This is a genomic window from uncultured Lawsonella sp. (assembly GCF_947252745.1).
GTDB lineage: Bacteria > Actinomycetota > Actinomycetes > Mycobacteriales > Mycobacteriaceae > Lawsonella.
Genome location: NZ_CAMXWW010000002.1, coordinates 113,004 through 130,072, shown reverse-complemented (window position 1 = coordinate 130,072; position 17,069 = coordinate 113,004). Strand labels below are relative to the sequence as shown.

Sequence of the window (17,069 nt, the reverse complement as noted above, 5' to 3'; positions counted from 1 at the left end):
ATCCGGTGAGATGCTCCCCTTCTGGTGTTATCAGTAACTGAGGGTTAGCTCTGTTTGACGGTGGCCATCCGAATCTGCGGATAGGCAGGCATCAGGTTGTGCTTCAGCTGCTGGTAGCCGGGGGCCTTGTTCTCCATCCACGGGACGGAGCCCAGCCAGTTGTCGATAACAGCCAGCTGGATTGTTTCCGGCCCGTAGCCGGCATCCTCTGCTGTTACTGCAATAGCAATTTCGTTCTTGCCGTTGCGGTTAAGGAAACCAGCAGGGATGGTGAAGGACTTTTGCGGGCCCACATTTCCCACCCAGGTTCCCACGTTCCAGCCGTTGATGAACATGACGGTGTGTGCCTTGTCCTTGCGGTTCGGCTCGAAGCGCTTGGACTTGACGTTCAGCCGCAGCATGACGTCCTGGTTGGCGGGGGCATTAAGGGTGAAGTCGGAGCGGTACCAGGTGACGCCCGGCTTAGTGGCATGCATGGTGGCTGCCGGCTTCCAGGTGTTGTCGGGGAAGCCGGGCAGATACCAGCCGGCACGCTCGCCGTAGAGACCACCGTTGTTGTAGATTCCGCGAACCTTATCTACTGGGTGGATGCCGCCGCGGGCGCCCTGGATCTTCCAGGTCACCTTGCCCTTGTTACCTACGCGGGCATCTAGCACACCCATTGCGTGCAGGTTGTTGCCGATGCCTTCCCAGTCCACGCGCTGGCCGTTGTTGCGCAGCAGGATGGAGAGGACGACCTTCTGCCCCTTCTTCACGGTGCCGCGCGGCACTTTAAAGCTGATGGACTTGGGGCTTTCCGTTAGGTTGGCGGTCGGGTCCTTGGAGGACTCGTTGTCCAGGCCGGTGTCTGCTACGCTACCCTTCACGGCAGCGGAGGCACCCACATACTTGCCATTCATCCACACCAGGAAGTTGGAGCCCGGGGCGCCGAAGGCCTTCACCCAGATAGCGGGGTCGTCAGTGGCGGCGGTGTAGTGGGCGCGGTACCAGACGTCACCTTCATGGAAGTCGTAGGCGTTCGCATCCAGGACGACATCCTGGAAGAAGCCCGGGCCCTGCCGGAAGTTCTTCGGATGTTTGATGTTGGCGACGCGCCACCGGGAATCGTCGAAGTTCGGGTTGGCTTCGTAGCCTTCCTCGTGCTTCACCCACTTCAGCCTCGGAACGGAGACAGCGGCGGGTCCGGGGAGGGCAGCGCGGTAGTGGGTTCCAGCCTTTTCCAACGGCAGGGCCTGGCCATTCCAGGTGGCGTTGGTGATGCCCTGGGGAAGCCAGATTTTAACGTTCTGCGGCTTGGTGGTGGAGCCCACCAGGTGTGCAGTGTTGCCCTCGTAGCGGACGGAGCGAACGAGGTCCGCGTTCTCCACGAGGATGCCCTGCATCCTGCCGTTCAACCAGTTCTGCGGGGACCAGGAGCGGATGAGGCTGTGACGGTCCGCGATGCGGAGGGTCAGAGGAGCCTTACCTTTCATGGACACTTTGATGTCGTAGGGGAAGCCCCAGTCGTAGTTGATCCGCAGTTGTTTTTTGGCCTTGTCCCAGGTGTAGGTGACCGACTTGTTGCCGCTCTTCACCACTGGCTTGGTGGGGGCGTGCAGCACAATTTCGCCTCGGTCTCCGGCGGTGCCGGTCAGTACGGCCAGCGGGCGGCCCTTCATGGGGGAATTGAAGAACAGCAGTCCGGTGGAGTAGTAGGCTCCCCAGTCACCGATCTTGAAGTCCACCGGTATCTGTAAGGCGTCGCGACCGTGCAGAATGAGCTGGCCTTCCTGCGGTACCCGGTTGAAGGTGACCTTCTGGCCGTTCGGGGCGTAGGTGGTCAGACTGGTGGTGAACTTGGTGAGGGTGGTGTCGTTGGAGTTGGCTAGGCGGAACGCCATGTACTGCGAGCCCTTGCTGGACATGGATAGGTTGCGCATGCCAGCGGAGGTACGCAGGTAGCTCCTCACCTTGGAGCCGTGCACATTGTTGACGGCCGGGTTGGAGGCTGCATCCATGACCACCAGCTGCGGGAAGGCGCGGTGGAAGTAGCCGTTTTCCTTCTGCACGGACAGTTTGTCGCGCAGGTTGCGGTCCTCGGTAATGGAGGCGCCGTAGTCGTAGGAGGTGAAGCCGGAGTGGGCGGAGCCGGTCCAGCCCCAGTTCGTGCCGCCGAAGATCATGTAGTAGTTGAAGGCGGTAACACCGGCGCCGTTGTTCAGAGCCGCCCACTGGCGGTAGAAGTTGGCGTCGACAAAGCGTTCACAGGCAGAGGCGTTGAAGGACGCGCCCCACGGGGTAAAGGCGCCACCTTGTGCTTCCGCAATGAAGTGGGGTGAGTTGTTGGCGGCTTTAAATGCGGGGTCGATGTGCCAGTTGTGGTCGCTGAGCTTTTGGCGTTCGGCGGAGCAGTCGAAGCGGATGGGGTAGTCGTCGTAGGAGTAGACGTCCAGCCCGGTGTCCTTGGTGGTAAAGGCCCAGTTGCTCATGGGGGCGTAGTCGTTGTGGAAGATAGGCACGGTGATGCCATCGTCCTTAGCGGCCTTGACGATTTTCTTCACGTAATCGGCGTAGGGGCCCACCGAGAGTAGCTCTTCATTCTCTGCTTGATAGAGAAGAACTGAGCCACCCCCATTGGTGACCTGGTGGCGCGCCAGGATGCGGTTAATGGCCCGTAGCCAGGCTCGCTGTTCTTTCCAGTTGGTGCTGTCCCAAGCGGTACGTAGTGGCAGTGAACTGTTCGTCTGCCAGGCGGGCATACCACCCATGGAGATTTCAGCGTTGATGTATGGGCCGGGGCGGGCGATAACGTAGAGACCTTCTTCTGCAGCCATGCGGAGCAGCAGATCCATATCGCGGATGCCGGAGAAGTCGAAGGGGGTGTCAGGGGCGCTCTGGTGGAAGCCCCAGAAGAAGTAGAAGGAGACGGCGTTGAAGCCGGCGGCCTTCATCTTCTGTAGGACGTCGCGCCATTGGTTGGGGGAGGGAAGTCGCCAGTAATGTACTTCGCCAGACCAGATGTTGAGGCGCTGCCCATCGACTTTGTAGGAGTACTTATCCCAAGTAACTTTATGGCGTTTGCCATCGTTTCCTGGGTACTTATAGTTGGTTGACTTGATCCATTGGGAAGACGGCGCAGCTTGAGGTGCGGCGGAGGCTGGTGCCATGGAAGACATGGGAACCAGGGTGGCCAAACTCAGAGCTACAGCGCTTGTCAAGGAAACCACCCGAGACATCGGGTGCTTGGTGGCAAATGCCATGTCTTGCTCCTCACGCAGAGTTGTGGTGCCGTGGCGAGAACACGGCGTCACCCCCACTTTATCCAAAAGTAGAACTCTGCTTTTCGTGCTCTGACGTGCACAGATGGCAAGTATGCAACGTACCTCAAAAAGGGCGTGTCACAGTTTCTTAATCGATCATTGCCGTGACCTGCTGAGTTGCGGAAAAGCGGTGAAATACTCGCGAATGGGCGGCGAGATTTTCGCCACGTCGCAGCGACGGCAACCATTGCCGTAACCCTGCAGAAAGGTGGTAGGCCTATGTGTGTCAGAGAGCAATCGCTCCTGCTGGAGGCTGTTTAGTGGGCACTTCTTAGTGGGCGCTGCTCACTTGGAACTGCTTTCTGAGCACTACCGGCACTTCGCACTAGCTGTACCGTTACTGCTCCATGGCCCCCTGGACTACCGCTGAACAGTCACCTCGGGTACACGCGGATAGGGCGGGAGAAGGTGTCGCTGCACGTCGCGGTAGCCGTAGGCGTTCGCATCGAGGACGATTCGTTGGAAGAAGCCGGGCCCCTGCTGCGGGTTACAGGTGCGTTTAAGGTTGGCGGTCCGCCAGTACGAGTCGTTGTAGGCGGGGTTAGGCTCGTAGCTTTCCTCATGCTTTACCCACGTGAGGGTGGGGAGGGTGATGGCGGCGGGGCCAGGGAGGGTGGCCTGGTAGTGGATGCCGGCTTTGTGGAGGGTCAGAGGCTGCCCGTTCCAGGTGGCATGGATGATGCCGGCAGGCAGCCAGAGGTTGATGCGCTGGGGTGCGCGAATGGAGCCGGTGAGGTGGGCGGTATTGCCCTGGTAGTAGACGCCGCTGACAAGATCGGCGTTGTCTACCAGCATGCCGTGCATGGTGCCGTTGAGCCAGTTTTTGGGGGACCAGGTGCGGATCAGGCTCTGCCGGTCGGCTATGTGCAGGGTGAGAGGTGTGTTGCCGCGCATGGTGACAGTGATGTCGTAGTGGAAGCTCCAGTCATAGTTGATGCGTAGTTGGTGCGTGCCACTATCCCAGCTGGAGGTGACGGAGGTGTTGCGGCTGCTCACTTGGGGCCGATGTGGGGTGTGGAGGACGATCTCTCCCCGGTCTCCGGCGGTACCCGTCACCACCGCGAAGGGGCGGCCAGCCAAGTGCCCGTTGAAGAAGAGCTGTCCGGTGGAGTAGTAGGCTCCCCAATCGCCGATAGTGAAGTCCACCGGGATCTGTAAAGCATCGCGGCCGTGCAGAATGAGTTGGCCTTCTTGAGGGACGCGTGGGAAGGTGACCTTCTGGCCGGTGGGGCCGACAAGGCGTAGTGCAGTGGTGAATTTGGTGAGGGTGACATCGTTGGAGTCGGCCAGGCGGAAGGCCAGGTATTGGGAGCCGCGGCCGGACATGGAGAGATGGCGCATCCCGGCAGCGACCCGCCGGTAACCCTTGATCTTTCCTCCCCATTTGTGAGTGAGGGCGGGGGCGGAGGCACTGTCCATCATGACGAGTTGGGGGAAGGCGCAGTAAAAGTAGCCGTTTTCCTTCTGCACGGACAGCTTGTCTCGTAGATCGCGATCCTCGGTGATGGAGGCGCCGTAGTCGTAGGAGGTAAACCCGTTGCGGGGTGAGCCAGTCCAGCCCCAGTTCGTGCCGCCGAAGAGCATATAGTAGTTGAAGGCGGTGACGCCATTCCCATTATTGAGGGCGATCCACTGGCGGTAGAAGTTGCCGTCAACAAAGTCGGCGCACGTGGTGGGATCGAAGGAGGCACCGTAGGCGGTGAAGGCCCCTCCTTGGCATTCTGCGATGAAGTGTGGGGAGTTGTGGGCGGCGGCGAAGGCGCGATCGACGTTCTCTCCGTGGTCGACGAGTTCTTTGCAGGCGGCGGCGCAGTCAAAGAGGACCGGGTATTCATCGTAGGAGTAGGTGTTGAGACCGGTTCGCGGCGTGCTGTATGCCCAGTTATTGCCGGGCGCGGGGTCATTGTGGAAGATTGGCACGGTGATGCCGTCTGCACGAGCAACCTTCACCAGGCGTGCGAGGTAGTTTTCGTAAGGTTTGGAGTCGTTGGGCTCTTCATTTTCCACTTGGTACAGGAGGACGGAGCCGCCGCCGGTGGTGACCTGGTGGCGGGCCAGGATGTGGTTGATGCTGCGGAGCCAGGTGCGTTGTTGCTCCCAGTTGGTGGGGTCGCGGTCGGAGCGGGTGGTGGTGGCGCTGTTGGTCTGCCAGGCGGAGGAGGAGATCGACATCGCGGATGCCGGAGAAGTCGAGGGGAAGGTCGGGGGCGCTCTGGTGGTAGCCCCAGAAGAAGTAGAGGGAGACGGCGTTGAAGCCGGCAGCCTTCATCTTTTGGAAAATATCCCGCCAGTGCTGGGGGGAGGGGAGGCGCCAGTAGTGAAGTTCTCCCGACCAGATGGTGAGGCGTTGACCGTCCACTATGTACGAGTGTTTATCCCAGGTGATGTTATGGGGTTGGCCATCGTTGCCGGGGAACTGGTAGGGGGGAGTGCCGAGCCAACCAGTATCTGGCCAGCCAGTGACGGTGTTGGCGCTGACGGTGTTGGGTATTCCGGCGCCGGGCAGGGTGGGGCTACCGGAGAGAGTTGCGCCGTGGGCAGGGGAGAGGGAGGGGAGCATACTGGCTAGCCCGAGAGTGAGCGCACTTGCCAGCGTGAGTGACCGATGGGATAGCCGACAATGGTGCCCGTCATGGGTGTTGCTCCTCGCATCACGCTGTGATCCGGCGATGATGTTCTCACTGTAGCGAGAGAAGTAGGAGCTAGCGAAGGTTTTGGACGTTAGACTTTGCGCAAAAAATCGGGGTCGTCAGCGGGGGTAGGGCGGGTGTTCTCGAGATTACTGGTGCTGCCGGTGCTGCCATCGTCACCATCATCTCTGGAGTGATGCTGGGAGGAGTCTTCCCGCCCGTTCTAGCCCCGCGGATAGTTGACGGAGGGGGCACCGGGAGGAGTAGCGTCGGGGAACTCCTACCTCCCCACTTTAACCAATTGCCACACCCACACCGAGGGCCCCTAGCGCTAGTCCCACGCCCAGCAGGAGAGACCAGACCAGCATGGCTTTGCCGGTTCGCTTCAACGACACCACCAGGGCCGGCCCCACCTGTCCAGTACGGACCGGGGTGTAGGCATTCCAGGCGAGAGGGAGGGCGAGGAGGGAGAGAAGGGTCCACACCGAACTCAGTGCCAGTACGCAGCTCAGGATGAACGGTCCGAACACCAAGAACGCATCGAGAATACGGGTGCGCTTGTCACCCAGGCGTACCGCCAGGGTGATCTTGCCGGAGGCGGTATCGGAGGGAATATCGCGCAAATTGTTCACGAGGTTGTTGGCGCAGGAGAAGGCGCCGACGGCGACAGCTGCTACCGCCCCTTCCCAGCTGATGCTGCCCAGCTGGGTGAGCTGTGTGCCCATGACGGCGATCAGCCCGAAGAAGATGAAGACCATGACTTCTCCGAGGCCACGGTAGCCGTAGGGGTGTTTTCCGCCGGTGTAGAACCAGGCGGCGGAGACGCAGCAGATACCGATGAGGATGAGCCACCAGAAGCCGGAGATGAGGCAGAGTGCAATGCCGGCGACCCCGGCGATGCCGAAGAAGCCAAACGCGGCGGCTTTCACATGGGAGGGTTTGGCTAGCCCGGAGCCGGTGAGGCGTTGTGGGCCGACGCGATCGTCATCGGTTCCGCGGATGCCGTCGGAGTAGTCGTTGGCGAAGTTCACCCCCACGATGAGTGCCCAGGCCACCATCATGGCGAGGAGGGCACGCACCCAGATCAAGTTGTGGAGCCAGTCTGCGCCCAAGATACGGATGGCGGCGGCGGTGCCGACAATAACGGGGGCGATGGCATTGGGCCAGGTGTGGGTGCGGGCCCCGATGAGCCAGTCGTGGAAGGTGGCGGTGTAGTGTGGGATCTCTGGGCTAGGGGTGGTGGGGATGGTGGCGTCGTTCACGGGTCTATTCTTGCACTTTCCGCGCGGGTGCTCCTATGAGCGGTGGGAACGCAAAGCTCACGCCGGTGGGGCCGTTTCTGGCAGGCTGCCCTGGAGGGCCCGTCGGTCGATTTTGCCGATACCTTTTAAGGGGAGGCTGGTGCGGACGATGAGTTCGCGGGGGGCGGCTGTGGCGGGGAGCCCGGCATCCATGACCCAGGTACGGAGTTCTGCCAGGGTGGGGAGAAAGTCGGGAGTTGCCTGTGGGGCGGTGGTTGGCACAATGACGGCTGCTACGTGTTCACCCAGGCGCTCGTCGGGTCGGCCGAGGACGACCGCTTGCGCAATAGCTGGATGGGTGGCGAGGACGTTTTCGACGACGTGTGGGAAGATGGTGAGTCCGCCACTGGAGATGGCGTCGTCAAGGCGCCCGTCTACGTGGAGGCGTGGTGGGGTGTGGGTGGTGTCCCAGTGGCCGTGGTCATCGGTGCGGAACCAGCCGGGGCGTTGCCAGGCAACGTGGTGGGGTTTGTTGAGGTAGCCGGTGGCAATGGTGTCTCCGCCCAGCCAGATGCGCCCAGTAGCATCCTCGATTTCGACACGTGCGCCGGGTAGGGGAACACCGTCGTAGACGCATCCGCCCGCGGTTTCGGAGGCGCCGTAGGTGCGGACTAGGCGGGCACCCGCGTCGGTTGCTTGGCGCAGTAGTTCGGGTGCGAGGGCAGCGCCCCCTACCAGTATGGCGTCGAAGCAGGTGAGTGCTTGGAGAGCTGCGTGGCCGGCTGGGTCGCTGTGGGCAGTGGCGGTGAGGATTTTGTGAAGTTGGGTGGGGACGAGGCTGGTGTAGTGCCGGGTGTCTGGGGTGCGTTCCAACAGTTGGTGGGTGAGGGTGGCGAAGCTGTCCAGGGTGAATCCGCCGCGGGTGTCTTGGAGAGTGGGCTCATATCCGGCGGCGAGGCTGCGGAGGAGTACTTGCATGCCGGCGATGTGGTGGGGTGGGAGGGGGAGGAGCCAGGCTCCGGGGCCGCCCAGTACTTGGTGTGTGGCGGTGGCGGAGGCGCGTAGTTGGGGTGCTCCTAGCTGGGCATATTTTGGGTCTCCGGTGGTGCCGGAGGTGGCGACGACGAGGGTGGTGTCAGCTGCGAGGTGGGGGAGGTAGGGGGTGAGTTGGGTGAGGGCGGCGGTTCCGGCAGCGGTGGTGGGGGCGGGTAAATAGGCGGAAGCGGCGTCACCCTGCAACATGGTCGCTAAGCAGGGTTCTGCTTGGCGGTAGCTATCTCGCGTGGGGGCGAGGGTGAGTACCTGGAGGTGCATGGGAAGACGCCGCTTCCTGTGGAAGAGTTATGTGATTATTGGGGGCGGTGGGAACGCGGGTGGTTATCCCTTGCCGCCGGTGTGGAAGATGTCGAGTCCGAAGGTGGTGTAGATGAAGTGCTGGGAGACCCACAGAACGCCCATCACAATGAGGACGATGACGAGTGCGAAGAGCACGTAGGAGAGGACCCGCATGGGGATGGCTGGGGGTTTCACTTCCACCATTTTGCCGTCTACTTCTTCGGTCTTGCCGGAGCCGGCAGCCATGGCAAAGGCGAAGAGGACGGGCAGTCCAGCGCCGAAGACGAGGCCAACGAGAAGGACGGCGGGCAGGTTACGAAGGGTTTCTATCAACATTAGCGTTGACCTCCCTGCTGCGGAGTGTGAAGGGTTTCGGCGACTGCCTCAGCGACGGGGGCGTTAGTGACGGAGTCGGTGGACACTGTCGTGGTGGGGTCGAGTGTTGTTGCCGGGGTGGCAGCAACTGTGCCCTGCTTGGAGTCCTTTCCGAGCTTGTGGGACTTGCGATCTTTGGGGGCTTTGCCGTTGTTGTCGTTGAGCTGAGTGGGGTTGTGGGCGTCCCAGTCGTCGTTCACGTTTTCGGCGTTCACGGGGGTCTTGCGGCTGTGGTGGAAGATGTAGCCGGCGGTGGCGACGAGCACTGCGAAGACGACGATAACGCCGAGCAGTTCGTTGTGGAGGCCGACGTAGTGGCCAATCAGCCAGGTGAGGGCGCCGACGATGGCGGCAGCGGGCAGGGTAATTACCCAGGCGATAACCATACGTCCGGCGACTCCCCAGCGCACTTCTGCACCTTTGCGGCCAAGGCCGGTGCCGAGGATGGAGCCGGTGGAGACGTGGGTGGTGGAGAGGGCGATGCCGAAGTGGGAGGAGGTGAGGATCACCGCGGCACTAGCCATTTCTGCGGCCATACCTTGCGGGGATTCAATTTCTACCAGGCCCTTACCGAGGGTGCGGATGACGCGCCAACCGCCGATGTAGGTGCCGAGGGCGATGGCCAATGCGCAGCACAGCTTGACCCAGATCGGAATACCGTCATCCGGGTTAACCTTGCCGTAGGCGACCAGGGCGAGGAAGATGACGCCCATCGTCTTCTGGGCATCGTTGGTGCCGTGGGAGAGGGAGATGAGGGACGCGGAGAGGATTTGTCCCCAGCGGAAGCCGCGTATCTGTTTCTCATGCTCGACTTTGCGGGTAATGAGGTAGACCAGTGCAGTGCCGATCGCTGAGATGATGCCGGCGACGACGGGGGCGAGGACGGCGGGGATGACGATCTTGCCGATGACGCCGCCCCAGACGACGCCACCCGCCCCCAGGGAGATGAGGGCGGCGCCGATAAGGCCGCCGAAGAGGGCGTGGGAGGAGCTGGAGGGGAGGCCGAAGAGCCAGGTCAAGAGATTCCAGAGGATGCCGCCCACGAGACCGCAGAAGACAATCAGGAGCAACTTGTGGTTTTTGCCGTCTGCCAGGTTAATGCCCACTTTGTCGAGGTTGACGATGCCTTTGGCGACGGTGGCTGCGACTTCCACGGAGAGAAATGCGCCGACAAGGTTTAAAGCTGCGGATAGGGAGACGGCGACTTTGGGTTTCAGTGCGCCGGTGGCAATGGAGGTAGCCATTGCGTTGCCTGTGTCGTGGAATCCGTTGGTGAAGTCGAACGCCAGAGCGGTAACGACCACGATACAGAGAATGATTAATTCAGGACTCACGGAGATGATTATCGTCTAACTTTGGACGATACACAACGTAGTTCACCTCCCGTTTATCCTGGTCTGCTGTGTGAGACATCTAAACGTTAAGGAGGGCAAGTAATTCAGGGGTTTAAGAAGGCTGTCCTGCAACGTAGCAAAAATATTTAAAAAGGATGTAGGACAATAAATCTAAAGAAAACCTTTATGCATAAAGCTAAAGGGCCACTAGGGGTTTACCAGTATTAATAAATCACAGATTTGGCGAGTGAACACCACGCGAATAAATTACAACTACGGCATTAGTAATAGAACGGGAACTGCTCCCATTCCGGGGTTCGCTTCTCCAAAAACGCCTCCCGGCCCTCCACCGCCTCATCCGTCATATACGCCAGACGAGTAGCTTCACCAGCAAAAACCTGCTGGCCCACCAAACCATCATCAGCCAAGTTGAAGGCAAACTTCAACATCCGCTGGGCAGTCGGAGACTTTTTATTAATAACCCTTGCCCACTCGATTGCCACTGTCTCTAGATCGGCGTGATCGACAACCTCATTCACGGCCCCCATTTCATACATCTGCGCGGCAGTATACGAACGACCCAAAAAGAAGATCTCCCGTGCCCGCTTCTGCCCTACCTGCTTCGCCAGATAGGCACTACCAAAACCGGCATCGAACGAGCCCACATCGGCATCCGTCTGCTTAAACCTGGCACACTCCCGGCTCGCCAGGGTGAGATCACACACCACATGCAGCGAGTGCCCGCCACCGGCAGCCCAGCCATTCACCAGACACATCACCACCTTCGGCATCGTCCGAATAAGTCGCTGCACCTCAAGGATGTGGAGCCGGCCGCCCTCTGCCTTCACTCGTGCGGAATCTACCGTGGTCACATCGTCCCCCATTGGGGCACCGTCCGCATCAGTTTGCGCATACTGGTATCCCGACTTCCCGCGGATACGCTGGTCGCCCCCCGTACAAAAGGCCCAACCGCCGTTCTTTGGGGACGGCCCGTTGCCGGTGAGCAACACAACTCCCACATCGGGCGTACAGCGCGCATGGTCCAGCACTCTCAATAGCTCATCCACCGTGTGTGGGCGGAACGCGTTGTAGACCTCCGGCCGGTCAAATGCCACCCGGACAATGCCATACTCGCGCCCTTCCCCCACATGCCGGTGGTAGGTGACGTCCGTCAGATCCTCGAACCCCGGAACAGTGCGCCACTGTGAAGAGTCGAAAGGATTGTCGGTTAGTCGAGGCTGCGGCTCAATCGGGTGAAGGGCATCCGCACCAGAGCGCTTGATGTTGGCCGAAGGTTCCATGCACCCCAGCCTACTGCACTGCCCTAATGCTGTGTAGGCGGCCTAATGATCAGAGAAAGACCAGTAGAGTGGAACTATGCCCGCCGATACACGTACCCCCACCACATCCTGCCCCACCCTCGCTGACCTGCAGGAGCGGGCCATCGTGGTGAGCATACCCATGAGGGTAACTTTTCGGGGCATCAACCATCGCGAAATGATGCTTTTTGCCGGCCCCGCCGGGTGGGGAGAATTCGGAGCTTTCCCCGAATATGGAGATGAGGAGGCCGCCCAGTGGCTGGCCAGTGGCCTCGAGATGGCGTGGCTTGGCCCACCCCCCGCTGTCCGCACCCAGATCCCCGTCAACGGCACGATCCCCGCGCTCAACGCCGTCACCCAACAGAACACTATTCGCCGCCTCGTACAGCAGGACTTTGCCGGCGTACGTACCTTCAAAATCAAAGTTGCCGAACACGGTCAGAGCTGGGCAGATGATGTTGCCCGGGTGGCCCTCGTCCACCGCTATGCACCCACCGCACGGCTGCGTGTCGACGCCAATATGGGGTGGACAGTCGCGGAGGCCCGCACCATCCTCCCCCACATTGTGGAGGCAGCTGGCGGCAACGACATCTTCGACTATGCCGAGCAGCCCTGCCACACCATTCCCGAGCTGGTAGAACTCCACGACACACTAGCTGGCAGTATCCCGTTGGCCGCTGACGAGTCCATTCGCCGTGCCACCGACCCGCTCCGCGTCATCGCCGCCGGGGCAGTGGATCGGGTAGTCGTGAAAGCTGCCCCGTTGGGGGGTCCACGGGCGTTACTGCACCTTGCCGAACACATTCCCTACCCACTCACGGTGTCCAGTGCCCTCGACTCAGCTGTCGGAATGAACGCAGGTTTGGCCGCGGCCGCCGCCCTCCCCGCAGTGGCGGATTGTGGGCTGGGCACGGGCAGCTTCTTTACAGTGGATGTCTGTGAACCACATCAGCTGGTAGACGGCCACTTACCCCATCGGATCGCGGCCCCCGACCCTGCCCGCTTGGAGGAGCTGCGTGCTCCCGCGGATCGTGAACAGTGGTGGAGGGAGAGGCTGGAGCGCTGCTACCCGCTCGCAACTCATCCAGCGAACACCGTCACCTCCCCCTGCTAGCCCCGTAGACTGAGCACTGGAGAATGCACACCACCCGGTGCGCATGGTACGTGGGCAGGCCCGTCCTCCCACATCCCCCTAATCGAAGGTAGAGACGCATGTTGGGACCGCTTATCGCGCTGGTGATGTCCCTTATTGCGCCAATTCTCCTATTGCCTTTCCTGGGCGGCCAAGGCCTGGTAGATATGCCGGGCAATCGGCGCGCCCACTCTATCCCCACTGTGCGCGGCGGCGGTATCGGTATTTCCCTCGCTATCCTGTTCGGGATTATGGCGCACGTCATTGCTCTTATTGTGGAGGGCTGGGAGGAAATCCCGCCGCTCTTCATGCTGGTGGGCATTGTGGTGGCGTGGTTCACCGCGGTGGGTATTGTCGACGACATTTACGGTCTCAATACGACTGCCGGCGTGGTGCTGTTGGCTTTGGGCGGGGTGGCGATGTCCGGCACCACCATCTACCTCATGATGACGGGTCCCATCGAGTACAGCGTGGCCTCTATGGTGACCACAGCCATCCTTATGGTGCCGTTTACGGTGTGGGTGACGAATGCTGCCAACTTCATGGACGGCATTAATGGCATCACGTCACTCTCCGTCATTATTTGCGGCGTGTGGACCCTCTTTTTGTGCCGCGGTTATGTCGATAATACGCTGCAGATTCTCACCCTCATCGTCATTGCCGGTTTTCTCGGATTCCTGCCGTGGAACTTTCCGCGGGCCCGCATTTTCCCGGGGGAGAGCGGTGCGTATGTGGCAGGTGCCGCCACCTTGGTGATGTGTGTGGTGCTGATGGTGCGGGGGGTGTCCATTCCGTCCGCTATTGCCCCACTCGCCGTCTACTGGACGGACGTGCTCTTTACCTTTATTTATCGCACGTTTTGCCGCCTCAACCCGATGCTCATGCACCGCGAACACAATTACCAGAAACTCCAACGTTATTTAGGGTCGCACCGTAAAACCGTGGGGATCGTCGGGTTGGTACAGCTGGTATCGGTGGGGATTGCCTATGCCTGCGGCGGGGCGGACGCACCCTTGTGGGCGATTGTGCCGGTGATGGTGCCTGCGTGTGTTTTCTCGGCCTGGCCTATCCCGGACCCGCCGGCAGACCATACCGCGACAGTTGTCTCTGGCGAGGCGGAGCCGAGCGCTGTAGAGGCTGGCCACTCCCCAGGGATGAGTGTTTCTGGGTAATCTGAGACCACACGGGTTACTTGACCGCGGCCGTCTGGCCGCAGAATGAGGATGAAGACCATGGCATCTCTAGTGTGTGGCAGTCGCAGTGCGCTGGCCTGGCATATGCAGGTGCAAGCCGCCCAAGTGGGGCGCACGCTAGAGGTTGTGGATCCACTCGAGTTCCTCCCCACCATCCCCACAGACGATGACATCGATGTGATCGTTGACGACGGTGACGAAGTGGCTGATGACGGCAACGACTTCTTCTCCGATAGTGCCGATGACGGCGCCCCTCTGGCCAGTGAGGAAGAGCTTGCCGCTGCCGGCGGTGCGGCACTCGCGCCCGGTGGCGACAGCGAGACCCTTTCCCCTGCCGTAGCCAGCGTCGATAAACCGAATAGCACAGAGCCGAATGCAGAGCTGAGCGCGGTGGCTGCAGATGAAGTGCTCAGCGAGCCGGCGGTACCACTGGGTGCAGCTGAACCGCAGCAGCTTCCCCCCTTCCACTACGACAGCCTCATCTACCTTGCGGATGCACGCCTCTGGGCTCCACAGGATCCCACCCACACCCCCACCGACGAAGAGCTCGCCCAGGAGATCCACACCGCCACCGACACTGTGGTGAAGATTCTGGAAACCCTCCCCACGATGCCTGAAACTATCGTGCTGGCCAGTTCCATCAGCGCCGGCAATGCGACGGAGGTAGGACAGGCGCTGGCGGAAGCTGGGGTGCTGGTGGAGCAAGCCACCAGTAGTTACGCCACCCGCTACCTGGAACTGCAGTTTCCCCAGATTTTTGGCGAGGGCTTCCCGTCTCTCAAAGGGGCTTTGATCTCCCAGCTCTGCGCAGCAGTTGCCGCGGGAAAACACCCGCGAGTGACCCAAGACCGTCCCATGACCATCATGTACGCTCAGGAAGCAGCCCGGATTCTCACAAGTGAAATGCCCGATTTCGCCATGTCCATGGCGGAAAGCTCAAAGGAACCGACGGGGGAACTCGCGATCATCCTCAACGAGATCAGCCAGATGACAGTCGATGGCCGTATTCCCGACCACATCTACTCCTCCCGCTATAAGCTGCTCTTCCAGCTCTACTCCACGCTGCGGGCAGCACAGCTTAGTGTTTTGCCCGCGGGCCGGCATGTGCTTCCCAAACTCCCTACTTCTACCGTGGTGGTGGAGCTTCCGCAGGTGACGAGCCGGGTGCATCTGGTGGCGCCGGGGGAGACGCTGGAACTGGCGGGTGTCTTGGAGGGCTTGCACCGGGTTGTGGTGCTGTCGGGTACAGCGGAGCTCACACTCCCCAGTTTTCCGGAGGTCGTCCTGGTAGCGGCTACCGGCGACCTACCGGAGGAGGACCAGCGCAGCACCGCCCAAGAGCTTGCGGAAGAACTCACCGAAGAGCCACACCACCCAGGTCCGCAGGGGATGCCCTTCCTGGATATGCCGCACGGATACACGCTGCAGCTGACCGCAGTGGGGGAGAGCCCGGTGTCGGTGGCGGAGTGGGTGAGTGAGCCGTGACAGTAGATCTGTCTCCCGCGACACTGCATGCCCGCGTGGTGGTGGATGAACTCATCCGCAACGGGATGCAGGAGGCTGTTCTCTGCCCTGGGTCGCGCTCCACACCGCTGGCCTTTGCACTAGCCGCAGCCGAGGCTGCCAGCCGGCTTACCCTCCATGTGAGAGTGGATGAGCGCAGCGCGGGTTTTTTCGCGCTGGGGTTGACGGCGGTGAGCGGTACCCCAGTGGCAGTGGTGTGTACCTCTGGATCGGCGGTGGCGAATCTCCATCCCGCTGCTGTAGAGGCCCGTTTCAACCACCGGCAGGTGGTCTTTTTAACAGCTAATCGCCCACCCGAAATGGAGGGTGTGGGGGCGCAGCAAACGATCGTGCAACGCGGTATTTTCGCCCACGATGTTGTCGACGAACTTATCCTTCCCGCAGCCGGTCGTGAGGTCGAGGCGCAGGCGGATATGCAAGGGTGGAATGCACATTGGCGGGCTGCTCTCTGCCGCATCATGGCGCGTGCAGCAGCGAGTGCTGGCCCAGTCCATATTGATATTCCGTTTCGGGAGCCCCTAACACCACCGGTAGATGGACCGGTATCGCCGGGAGACGTAGCAGTACCGCCGACGGACGAGGCATTTCTTCCCCGCTGTTGGCAGGGCCGCCCTGCACAGCGTCCCTGGACAGAAGTGTGCGACACCGCCACTGTGGATCTTTCCCTGCGGACTTTAGTGATCGCGGGGCAGGGGAGTTGGGAACTACCCGCTTTAGCCGGTGTCCCAACTCTCTGTGAACCGGGGGGTCGTACATTTGGTGTTCCCCTCAACCCCCTTTGCGTTCCCGCTCTGTTGGCTGACCCCACCACCGCTCCACAGCAGCTTGTGGTGGTCGGCAAGCCCACCCTGCACCGCTCTGTCACCCGCCTGCTCGCGGACCCTACGCGTCCGCAGATTGTCGTTACTGCCCCCACTGCCCCCACAGAGTGGGCTGATGTTGCTGGGCAGGCACAGACGGCCTGCACCAACCTCACCGTCACTGGGGAGAGCCCGCAGCGCTGGTTGGCGGCCTGTGCGGAAGCCGATGGGACTGCACGTGCCCACGTACTGGATGTTCTGGCCGGATTGCGCGCCGGGCAACGAGATGCGGACCCGGGGTGGCTCCCCAGCGGTTTGGAGGTGGCATACGCGGTGGGGGAGGCTGTCGCCGCGGACCCTACACTGCTCCTTTTCGTGGGCTCCTCCAACCCGGTACGGGATCTCGCCGTCACCCACCCGGACCTTGGCCCTCACTGCTGGGTGAACCGGGGCGCCTCCGGTATCGATGGCAATATCTCCACTGCCATGGGCTTAGCTCTCCACCATCCGGGCCCGGTGGTGGCGTTCCTGGGAGACTTGGCAGCTCTGCATGACAGTGGAGGACTGCTTGTGCCCACCTTGGAAAATGCCCCCAAGAACCTCACAATTCTGGTGGCCAACGATGCTGGGGGCGGTATCTTTGCCACCCTTGAGCAGGGTGCGCCCGCATATGAAGACCAGTTCGAGAGGCTCTTTGGGGTACCCCATACTGCCGACTTTGAGGCGTTGGCAGCTGGTTGGGGAGTGGCCTACCAGCAGTGCACGCTGGCGGAACTAGCGGGTGTCCTGACCAGCCATGCGGCGCAGGCTGGCGTGCGGCTGGTGGAGGTGCGCACGCAGCGTCGTCACCGCCACGCACTGGCGGCTACCTTGACGGGGAGATAAGC

11 protein-coding genes and 1 pseudogene are annotated in these 17,069 nt (G+C 61.3%); 4 read left to right on the top strand and 8 right to left on the bottom strand.

The features are described from left to right. Positions 1 to 44: 44 nt before the first annotated feature. From Q0X28_RS02760 to Q0X28_RS02725, 8 genes and pseudogenes are all read right to left on the bottom strand, one after another. Complete coding sequence (locus Q0X28_RS02760; protein WP_296239231.1) at positions 45 to 3,155, bottom strand: beta-galactosidase; 3,111 nt, start codon at positions 3,153 to 3,155, stop codon at positions 45 to 47. 504 nt (positions 3,156 to 3,659) lie between these two features. Continuing rightward, positions 3,660 to 4,625 (bottom strand): hypothetical protein, encoded by a 966-nt coding sequence (locus Q0X28_RS02755; RefSeq protein WP_298576675.1) that lies wholly within the window; start codon positions 4,623 to 4,625, stop codon positions 3,660 to 3,662. Between the two features lie 195 nt (positions 4,626 to 4,820). Continuing rightward, positions 4,821 to 5,859: pseudogene (locus tag Q0X28_RS08570) on the bottom strand (beta-galactosidase); the annotation flags it as partial. A gap of 363 nt (positions 5,860 to 6,222) precedes the next feature. Beyond that, positions 6,223 to 7,191 (bottom strand): 1,4-dihydroxy-2-naphthoate polyprenyltransferase, encoded by a 969-nt coding sequence (locus Q0X28_RS02745; protein WP_296239237.1) that lies wholly within the window; start codon positions 7,189 to 7,191, stop codon positions 6,223 to 6,225. Positions 7,192 to 7,248: 57 nt separating this feature from the next. Then, entirely contained in the window at positions 7,249 to 8,484 is a 1,236-nt protein-coding gene (menE, locus tag Q0X28_RS02740; RefSeq protein ID WP_298576381.1) for an o-succinylbenzoate--CoA ligase, read from the bottom strand. 63 nt (positions 8,485 to 8,547) lie between these two features. Then, positions 8,548 to 8,841, bottom strand: coding sequence for a hypothetical protein (locus Q0X28_RS02735; protein ID WP_296239243.1), 294 nt, complete (start codon positions 8,839 to 8,841; stop codon positions 8,548 to 8,550). After that, positions 8,841 to 10,214, bottom strand: a complete 1,374-nt coding sequence (locus tag Q0X28_RS02730) for an inorganic phosphate transporter (RefSeq protein WP_298576376.1) — start codon at positions 10,212 to 10,214, stop codon at positions 8,841 to 8,843. Before Q0X28_RS02730 ends, Q0X28_RS02735 begins: the two co-directional genes overlap by 1 nt. Positions 10,215 to 10,495: 281 nt before the next feature. Further along, complete coding sequence (locus Q0X28_RS02725; protein WP_298576373.1) at positions 10,496 to 11,515, bottom strand: 1,4-dihydroxy-2-naphthoyl-CoA synthase; 1,020 nt, start codon at positions 11,513 to 11,515, stop codon at positions 10,496 to 10,498. Positions 11,516 to 11,591: 76 nt separating this feature from the next. Here Q0X28_RS02725 and Q0X28_RS02720 point away from each other — a divergent pair, with 76 nt between their 5' ends. The 4 genes from Q0X28_RS02720 (at position 11,592) to menD (ending at position 17,067) form a co-directional block, all read left to right on the top strand. Continuing rightward, a complete protein-coding gene (locus tag Q0X28_RS02720) occupies positions 11,592 to 12,647 on the top strand; it encodes an o-succinylbenzoate synthase (RefSeq protein WP_298576369.1) in 1,056 nt (351 codons plus the stop codon). Positions 12,648 to 12,745: 98 nt separating this feature from the next. Then, complete coding sequence (locus tag Q0X28_RS02715) at positions 12,746 to 13,837, top strand: hypothetical protein (RefSeq protein ID WP_298576366.1); 1,092 nt, start codon at positions 12,746 to 12,748, stop codon at positions 13,835 to 13,837. Between the two features lie 60 nt (positions 13,838 to 13,897). Further along, the gene (locus Q0X28_RS02710; protein WP_298576363.1) at positions 13,898 to 15,343 is read left to right on the top strand and encodes a hypothetical protein; all 1,446 of its coding nucleotides are present in this window, start codon (positions 13,898 to 13,900) and stop codon (positions 15,341 to 15,343) included. Next, positions 15,340 to 17,067 (top strand): 2-succinyl-5-enolpyruvyl-6-hydroxy-3-cyclohexene-1-carboxylic-acid synthase, encoded by a 1,728-nt coding sequence (gene menD / locus Q0X28_RS02705; protein WP_298576360.1) that lies wholly within the window; start codon positions 15,340 to 15,342, stop codon positions 17,065 to 17,067. The genes Q0X28_RS02710 and menD overlap by 4 nt, the downstream gene beginning before the upstream one ends. Positions 17,068 to 17,069 lie beyond the last annotated feature (2 nt).

Bases quoted from the DNA above. Each gene is read 5' to 3' on its own strand.
- Q0X28_RS02760 (WP_296239231.1), bottom strand. From the start codon at position 3,155: ATGTCTTCCATGGCACCAGCCTCCGCCGCACCTCAAGCTGCGCCGTCT.
- Q0X28_RS02715 (WP_298576366.1), top strand. From the start codon at position 12,746: ATGTTGGGACCGCTTATCGCGCTGGTGATGTCCCTTATTGCGCCAATT.
- Q0X28_RS02720 (WP_298576369.1), top strand. From the start codon at position 11,592: ATGCCCGCCGATACACGTACCCCCACCACATCCTGCCCCACCCTCGCT.
- Q0X28_RS02710 (WP_298576363.1), top strand. From the start codon at position 13,898: ATGGCATCTCTAGTGTGTGGCAGTCGCAGTGCGCTGGCCTGGCATATG.
- Q0X28_RS02755 (WP_298576675.1), bottom strand. From the start codon at position 4,625: ATGTCCGGCCGCGGCTCCCAATACCTGGCCTTCCGCCTGGCCGACTCC.
- menE (WP_298576381.1), bottom strand. From the start codon at position 8,484: ATGCACCTCCAGGTACTCACCCTCGCCCCCACGCGAGATAGCTACCGC.
- Q0X28_RS02725 (WP_298576373.1), bottom strand. From the start codon at position 11,515: ATGGAACCTTCGGCCAACATCAAGCGCTCTGGTGCGGATGCCCTTCAC.
- Q0X28_RS02735 (WP_296239243.1), bottom strand. From the start codon at position 8,841: ATGTTGATAGAAACCCTTCGTAACCTGCCCGCCGTCCTTCTCGTTGGC.